Below are 7,515 nucleotides of genomic sequence, written 5' to 3'. Positions count from 1 at the left end.
TCGACTCGGAGAAGCTGCTGGAGCTGCTGAGCCGCATCGATATTCCGCGCCCGGCCGCCCATACCGACGGGCAGCGCGGGATGGTGGTGAACGTCGCCTCGCCGGAGCTGCTGGATGCTGCCGTGCGACTGCTGCGCTTGCTTGATCGTCCAAACGACATTGCGGCGATGGCGCCGCTGATCGAGCAGGAAATCCTCTATCGGGTGCTGACCGGGCCGGCCGGCGCGCGGCTGATTAACATTGCCACTGCAGACAGCCACAGCAACAGGATCGCGCGCGCCGTCGCATGGCTGAAGGAGAATTTCGCGCGACCACTGCGCATCGAGGACCTTGCCGACCGCGTCAGCATGAGCGTGTCGTCCTTCCATCATCACTTCAAGTCGGTAACGGCGATGACACCGGTGCAGTATCAGAAGCAGCTTCGCCTGCACGAGGCGCGCCGTCTGATGCTTGTGGAGCGCCTCGATGCGGGCACGGCCGGCCATCGCGTCGGCTATCAGAGCCCGTCGCAGTTCAGCCGCGAGTACAGCCGCCTCTACGGCGCTTCACCGGCCCGCGATGTCGACGGCGCCCGCGATGCCATGGCGGCGGAATAGACGTGCCAAGCGCGGTGCGATCGTTAAAGGATTGTTTGACGTTTCCGGCTAGTCTTGCGGCAGATATCAAGCAGGCCCAGATGTCCGCATGACGCAAGCACCGTTTCTCTCCATCGTCGCTCCTTGTCACAACGAGGAAGAGGGCTTGCGCGAATTCTGCCGCCGCGCCGCCGCTGCCGCGTATAGTGTTGCCGGCGATGGCTTCGAGCTCATTCTCGTCGATGACGGCTCGTCCGACCGCACGTGGGAGATCATCTCCGATCTGGCGGCCGATGTTCCGCAGCTACTCGGCGTTCGTCTTCTGCGCAATCACGGCCACCAGCTGGCATCTACGGCGGGTCTTGCCGCGTCGCGGGGAGAGCGCGTGCTTTTGATCGACGCCGATCTTCAGGATCCGCCCGAGCTGCTTTTGATGATGATGCCAATCATGGAGCGCGGCGCCGATGTCGTGTATGGCCAGCGTACGCGCCGCCAGGGCGAAACCTGGTTCAAGCTCGCCTCCGCTTCACTTTTCTATCGCGCCCTGTCCAAACTCGCTTCCGTGACCATCCCGCGCGACACCGGAGATTTCCGACTGATGCGCCGGCGCGTCGTCGATATCCTGCTGGCGATGCCGGAGCGCGATCGCTTCATCCGCGGCATGGTCAGCTGGATCGGCGGCAGGCAGGTGGCGCTGCCTTACGAGCGCGACGCCCGTTTTGCCGGCACGACGAAATATCCGCTGCGCAAGATGATCAATTTTGCGCTGGATGCGATCACCAGCTTTTCAACGACGCCGCTGCGTATAGCCACATGGCTTGGCATGATGAGCGCCGGTGTCGCGATCGCGTTGCTCGTCTATACCTTCGTTCGCTGGCTGCAGGGCGAGACGGTCACCGGTTGGTCGTCGATTATGGCCGCGGTCAGCGCCTTCAGCGCCATCCAGCTGATCTGCATCGGCATCATCGGCGAGTATCTCGGCCGTCTGGTACAGGAGAGCAAGAGGCGACCGATATTCATGATCGAGACGATCGTGCGCGGCAGCGAACACGCCGAGCTGTCGACCGCTTTTTCGGAGATGAGCGCCAGCGATAAACGCGCCGCGCTGGATGCGGCCTTTGCATCCGAAGAGCCGCCGCGCTCGCACAAGAACAGCCGGATCGGATAATGGACCGGATGGCCGCGCCTGCTGTGGCCACAGCCGGGCCTGAGGAATCGATCGCCAGGCAGGATTCCACCGTTGCGATCGTCGCATTCGTCGGACTTGTGGCGGCTCTGGTCCTCCTGTTTCCCTTTCCGCCGGTTCTCGATTATGCCAATCACTACGCCCGTATCTGGCTCCTTTCGGGCGGGATCGGCGAGCAGCCGTTTCCTGAGATCTATGCCGTCGATTGGAACCGCACCTTCACCAATGTCGGGATCGATGTTCTAGCCACCTGGCTGGGGCCGCTTGTCGGCGCAGACAGGCTGGCGCGGGCTTTGCTTTTCCTGGCGATCGTGCTGCCGCCGCTAGGGGGAATCGGCCTGCACCGCGCGCTTTTCGGCGGCCGGCACCATTGGCAGACCGCCATGCTGTCGCTCGGCTGGTGCGCCACCATGATCGGCGGCTTCATCAACTTCCAGATCGGCCTCGGCATGGCCTTGTTCTTCGCCTGCGTCGATCTGCGGCTGCAGCGCAGAAATCCCGCCCTGGTTTTTGCCTGGCGGCTTGCCGCCGCGCTGCTGCTGACGGTGATGCATCTCTTCGCGCTTGGCTTTTATATGGCGATCGTCTGCGGCCTCGAATTTTCCTGGCGCATCGATATAGTGCGATCGAAGGCGGCTCTGATGAGGCTCGCCGGCCGTTTGGCGCTGGCGCTCGGCGCCTGCGTCCTGCCGCCGCTCGCGCGCTATCTCCATACGGCGGCTTTGCCCAATGCCGGCGGCAACGGTCTTGGCCTTGCCTGGAACGACGGTATCGTCCTGATCGTCCTTAATCTGTTCTCCGCCATCACGACCTATGTCCCGGTGGTGGATGTCGTGCTGGTTCTGCCGCTGATCCTCATCTGCACGCGTGCCGTCCGCGCGGGCGATATTCGCCTGCATGCTGGGCTTGCCGTTGCCGCCTGCGGCCTGCTGCTGCTCTCCTGTGTTTCGCCTCGCCACATGCTCGGCACCGGATGGATCAGTTGGCGCTTTCCGATCATGACGGCGCTCGTCGCCATGGCGATGGTGTGCCCCTTCGCCAATCTGACGCGCCGGCAGGCGATGCTGCTGGCGCTCATCATCAATCTCGCGGTCTTCGGCCGCACCGGCTGGGTCGGCTGGAACTGGTGGCTGGCACAGAAGGATGTTGCCGCCGTCGAGACTGTGCTTAAAAAGGTGCCGGCCGGCGCAGCCGTGCTGCCTCTGGGCCATGAACCTGAGACAGTGAGCGGTCTTGCTCACTCCAACCGGCATTTTGCCTGGGGGTTGGATACTTTCCGGCACCTGCCGACACTCGCCGTGCCCTTGTCGCATGCTTTCGTGCCGACGCTCTTCACGGCAAAAGGCAAGCAGCCGTTATCCGTTCTGTCGTCATGGTCTGAGATCGCGGTTCCCGAGGGCAATCTGCTGTCGACCGGCGTGCTTTCATGCCCGGCAATGATGCAGGAATATAGAAACTTTACGCCTTATCTGTCGGATTGGCGTAGGCGTTTCGATTTCGTCCTCGTCGCCAATGCCGATATCCCCGACCGCTATGTCGGCACCTTGATGCCGGCGGGCCTGATGCTGGTCGAAGATGCGGGTTTCGCGAAGCTATACGCGATCGAGAAGACGATGCCGGCGGAGCCTCTGTCGATCCCCGCGGGTTGCATGAGGGCGTCATAGACTGCGGCTCTTCGCGGATCAGCCGGGAAATTTCAGCGCCTTGTCGGCACGGCACTTGGCAAGCGGAAGCTGAAATCCTCAGCACTCTTGTAGACGTCGCTGTCGGACTGCGCGAGTGCGCTTGAGCCGCCAAGGAGGATTGCTCCGAGCAGGAGAAGAGCTGCTGAAAGGCGTGACATCGGAGCCTCCGGGCAAGTGGTATAGCGCGACATTATGCGATCACCGAGGATTCGCGCCTATCCAATTCTGGTGTTTCATCGCGGTTTCCCGTATTAAAAAAATCTATCCAGGCTTCTTGACGACCTGATCGGTTTATCGCATAAACCTCACGAACCGTACCGTACGGTACGTATATGGGAGCCATGACCGTGTCCGTCGATACCGCAGAGCCGAGCGAATTTTCGCCGCGCCAGAACGCCGTTCTGGAGCAGGCGCTGCAGTTGCTTGTCGATGGCGGCGAGAAGGCGCTGACGACCTCGGGTGTGGCGCGAGCCGCCAATTGCTCGAAGGAAAGCCTCTACAAGTGGTTCGGCGATCGCGACGGGCTGCTGTCGGCGATGATCGCCTATCAGGCCAGCAAGGTGCGCACCTTCGAGCGCAACGGCGAGCGGCTGACGGCGGCGAGCCTGCACGACCATGTCGTCATTTTTGCGCGTGACTTGCTGGAGGTGCTTGCCGGCGACGTCTCGCTGGCGCTCAACCGGCTGGCGATCGGGCAGTCGAACCGCGACGGCTCGAAACTCGGCAAACTGCTGCTCGAGCGCGGCCGTCGCCAGATCGACCGGCGCGCCATGGCGCTGATCGATGCCGGCAAAAGGGCAGGGCTCCTGCGTTTTGCCGATGCCGACGAGGCTTATCACACGCTTTACGGCCTTGTTGTCTCCGACCTGCATGTGCGCATGCTGCTCGGCGAACCAGGCCTCAAGGATACCGCACGCCAGGCGGAGAGGGCGGTCACCGCCTTCCTCAGGCTTTATGGCACGGACAAGGTTCTGGCGGAGATGCCGGTTCTCGGCTGATTCCGCTTTAATGACAGTCAACAAGACAAGCAAAGGGAAGGAACTTCAAATGCGCGTCTACTACGATCGTGATGCCGATCTCAACCTCATCAAGGCCAAGAAGGTCGCCGTCATCGGCTATGGTTCGCAGGGCCGTGCCCATGCGCTGAACCTCAAGGACAGCGGCGCCCAGAACGTCGTCATCGCACTCAAGGCCGGTTCGCCGACCGTCAAGAAGGCCGAAGCCGATGGCTTCAAGGTCATGACGGTTGCCGAAGCTGCCGCCTGGGCCGACCTGATGATGATGGCGACCCCGGACGAACTGCAGGCCGACATCTACAAGGCCGACATCGCCGGCAACATCCGCGATGGCGCAGCCATCGCCTTCGCTCACGGCCTCAACGTTCACTTCGGCCTCATCGAGCCGAAGGCTTCGGTCGACGTCGTCATGATCGCACCGAAGGGCCCGGGCCACACGGTTCGCGGCGAATACCAGAAGGGCGGCGGCGTTCCCTGCCTCGTTGCCGTTCACCAGAACGCTTCCGGCAATGCGCTTGAACTCGCTCTCTCCTACGCCTGCGGCGTCGGCGGCGGCCGTTCGGGCATCATCGAAACCAACTTCCGCGAAGAGTGCGAAACCGACCTCTTCGGCGAACAGGTCGTTCTCTGCGGCGGTCTCGTCGAACTCATCCGCGCCGGTTTCGAAACGCTCACCGAAGCCGGTTACGCGCCTGAGATGGCCTATTTCGAGTGCCTGCACGAAGTGAAGCTCATCGTCGACCTGATCTATGAAGGCGGCATCGCCAACATGAACTACTCGATCTCCAACACGGCCGAGTGGGGCGAATATGTCTCCGGTCCGCGCATCATCACTGCCGAGACCAAGGCCGAAATGAAGCGCGTCCTCAAGGACATCCAGACCGGCAAGTTCACGTCCGATTGGATGCAGGAATACCGCGCCGGCGGCTCGCGCTTCAAGGGCATCCGCCGCCTGAACGACAGCCATCCGATCGAAGAAGTCGGCGCCAAGCTGCGCGGCATGATGCCCTGGATCGGCAAGAACAAACTGGTCGACAAGTCGGTCAACTAAGCGATTTTCCGCGCCGCATCGAACCTGGTTCATGCGGCGCGCTTTGCGAGGCGGCTAGGCTTGATGCCTCTCTGCGACACGAGAGGCCTCCCTGGATCGTGGCATGGCCAAGCATCTGGTGGACCTGAGGGGTCGCAGACCCGGCATAGGGACCGGTCAAGGCGCGCTCGAAAGCCTCATTCGTGTCGGAGAGCTCATCGAGCGATCCATTGTCTCATCTTCATGACGCAGGAATCATAGGGCGGAGGCAACGTGCCGACTACGGCAATGTCTGGTCTTGGCCTTCATTGAGCCGTGTCGCTGCTGCCTGAGAGAGAACAGCATCCCCAAGACGTTTCTGTCGCAAAACCGTAATATCGCGCCTTTAGGTTTAGAATGGATCTAAAACAAGACAATTTGACACCAGTTTTAAACCGTGGAGGTATTGGATGAACGAGCATCTTTCCCAGAGGATTTTCCCGACGACTCAGCTCGAAGACGCGGATGGTGACGGCCACAACACCAGCGCCAATCCGACGATGGGTGAAATCATCGGCAAGCGTTTTTCACGCCGCAATTTTCTGCAGGGCTCACTTGCCGTTTCCGCCATTGCAGCCACGGTAAGCCCGATCGCGCTGATGAGCGCGGACGAGGCGCGCGCTGCAGACAATAAGGGCTCTGCCTTCAACTTCTCCGAAGTGGAGGCCGGCGTCGATGACAAGCATCATATCGCTGAAGGTTATGATGCCGATATTCTGCTGCGCTGGGGCGATGCGGTGCTGCCGGGTGCCCCGCAATTCGATCCGGCGAAGCAGACGGCCGATGCACAGAGCAAGCAGTTCGGCTACAACAACGATTATGTCGGCTTCATTCCGCTCGAAGGATCCAGCGAGCACGGCCTGCTCGTCGTCAATCATGAATACACGAACCCGCACCTGATGTTCCCCGGCCTCGTCCAGGTGGTCGACGGCAAGATCAAGCAGGGCGCGCTCAGCAAGGAACAGGTGGATGTCGAGATGGCGGCCCATGGCGGCACCATCGTCGAGATCCGCAAGACGGGTGGCAAGTGGCAGGTCGTCACCGACGGCAAGTACAATCGCCGCATCACCGCCAACACAGCGATGGAAATCACCGGCCCCGCCGCCGGAAACGACCGCTTGAAGACCAGTGCCGACGCGACCGGCACCCGCTCCATCGGCACGATCAACAACTGCGCCGGCGGCGTCACGCCCTGGGGCACCTACATCATGGCGGAAGAGAATTTTCACGGCTATTTCTCCGGCGCGCTGCCGGAAGGTCATAAGGAAGCCCCGAACTATAAGCGTTACGGCGTTCCGGAAGGCGCCTACGAGTGGGCCAATTTCTACGACCGCTTCGATCTTTCCAAAGAGCCGAACGAGCCGAACCGTTTCGGCTGGATCGTCGAAGTCGACGTCATGGACCCGGCGTCGGTGCCGAAGAAGCGAACCGCGCTCGGCCGCACCAAACACGAGGGCGCCGAGTCGATCGTCGCCAAGAACGGCAAAGTCGTCTTCTATCTCGGCGACGACGAGCGCTTCGACTATGTCTACAAGTTCGTGACATCAGCAGCGTTCAGCCTGAATGATCGCGCCGCCAATATGAACCTGCTCGACAGCGGCACGCTCCATGTCGCCAAGTTCAATGAGGACGGCACCATGCAGTGGCTGCCGCTGGTCTTTGGCCAAGGCCCGCTGACGGCAGAAAACGGCTTCACCAGCCAGGCCGATGTGCTGATCGAATGTCGTCGCGCCGGTGACGCGCTCGGCGCCACCAAGATGGACCGCCCGGAAGACGTCCAGCCGAACAGCGTCAACGGCAAGGTCTATGTCATGCTGACCAACAACACCCGCCGCAAGGCCGACCAGGTGGATGCCGCAAATCCGCGCGCGGAAAACGCCTTCGGCCACATCATCGAGATCTCTGAAAACGACGGCGATTTCACTGCCACATCGGGCAAGTGGGAAGTGCTCCTGAAGTGCGGCGATCCCTCGGTTGCGGCCGT

At 61.6% G+C, this 7,515-nt stretch carries 7 protein-coding genes; 6 read left to right on the top strand and 1 reads right to left on the bottom strand.

The window, feature by feature from the left end; all coding sequences use genetic code 11:
* From FY112_RS06515 to FY112_RS06505, 3 genes are all read left to right on the top strand, one after another.
* On the top strand, positions 1-596 hold a 596-nt coding region (locus FY112_RS06515; RefSeq protein ID WP_151518005.1), incomplete at its 5' end, for an AraC family transcriptional regulator.
* Between the two features lie 88 nt (positions 597-684).
* On the top strand, positions 685-1,743 hold the full coding sequence (locus FY112_RS06510) for a glycosyltransferase family 2 protein (RefSeq protein WP_017961204.1): 1,059 nt from the start codon (positions 685-687) through the stop codon (positions 1,741-1,743).
* Entirely contained in the window at positions 1,743-3,425 is a 1,683-nt protein-coding gene (locus FY112_RS06505) for a hypothetical protein (RefSeq protein WP_151518004.1), read from the top strand. Before FY112_RS06510 ends, FY112_RS06505 begins: the two co-directional genes overlap by 1 nt.
* Before the next feature lie 32 nt (positions 3,426-3,457).
* On the opposite strand, the gene FY112_RS06500 is transcribed toward FY112_RS06505, so the two are convergent.
* Positions 3,458-3,604, bottom strand: a complete 147-nt coding sequence (locus tag FY112_RS06500; protein WP_165504152.1) for a hypothetical protein — start codon at positions 3,602-3,604, stop codon at positions 3,458-3,460.
* A 174-nt stretch (positions 3,605-3,778) separates the two neighbouring features.
* On the opposite strand from FY112_RS06500, the gene FY112_RS06495 reads away from it, so the two are divergent.
* From FY112_RS06495 to FY112_RS06485, 3 genes are all read left to right on the top strand, one after another.
* Positions 3,779-4,444, top strand: coding sequence for a TetR/AcrR family transcriptional regulator C-terminal domain-containing protein (locus FY112_RS06495; protein ID WP_017961202.1), 666 nt, complete (start codon positions 3,779-3,781; stop codon positions 4,442-4,444).
* Positions 4,445-4,493: 49 nt separating this feature from the next.
* Positions 4,494-5,513 (top strand): ketol-acid reductoisomerase, encoded by a 1,020-nt coding sequence (gene ilvC / locus FY112_RS06490; protein ID WP_003560822.1) that lies wholly within the window; start codon positions 4,494-4,496, stop codon positions 5,511-5,513.
* Between the two features lie 428 nt (positions 5,514-5,941).
* Positions 5,942-7,515: PhoX family phosphatase (locus FY112_RS06485; RefSeq protein ID WP_246700621.1), on the top strand; the 1,574-nt coding region annotated here is incomplete at its 3' end.

Source organism: Rhizobium sp. PEPV16, assembly GCF_008919455.1.
In the GTDB taxonomy this organism is placed as follows: domain Bacteria; phylum Pseudomonadota; class Alphaproteobacteria; order Rhizobiales; family Rhizobiaceae; genus Rhizobium; species Rhizobium leguminosarum_Q.
Note: the sequence above shows the minus strand (reverse complement) of the source record. Positions and strands in the feature narration are given on the sequence as shown.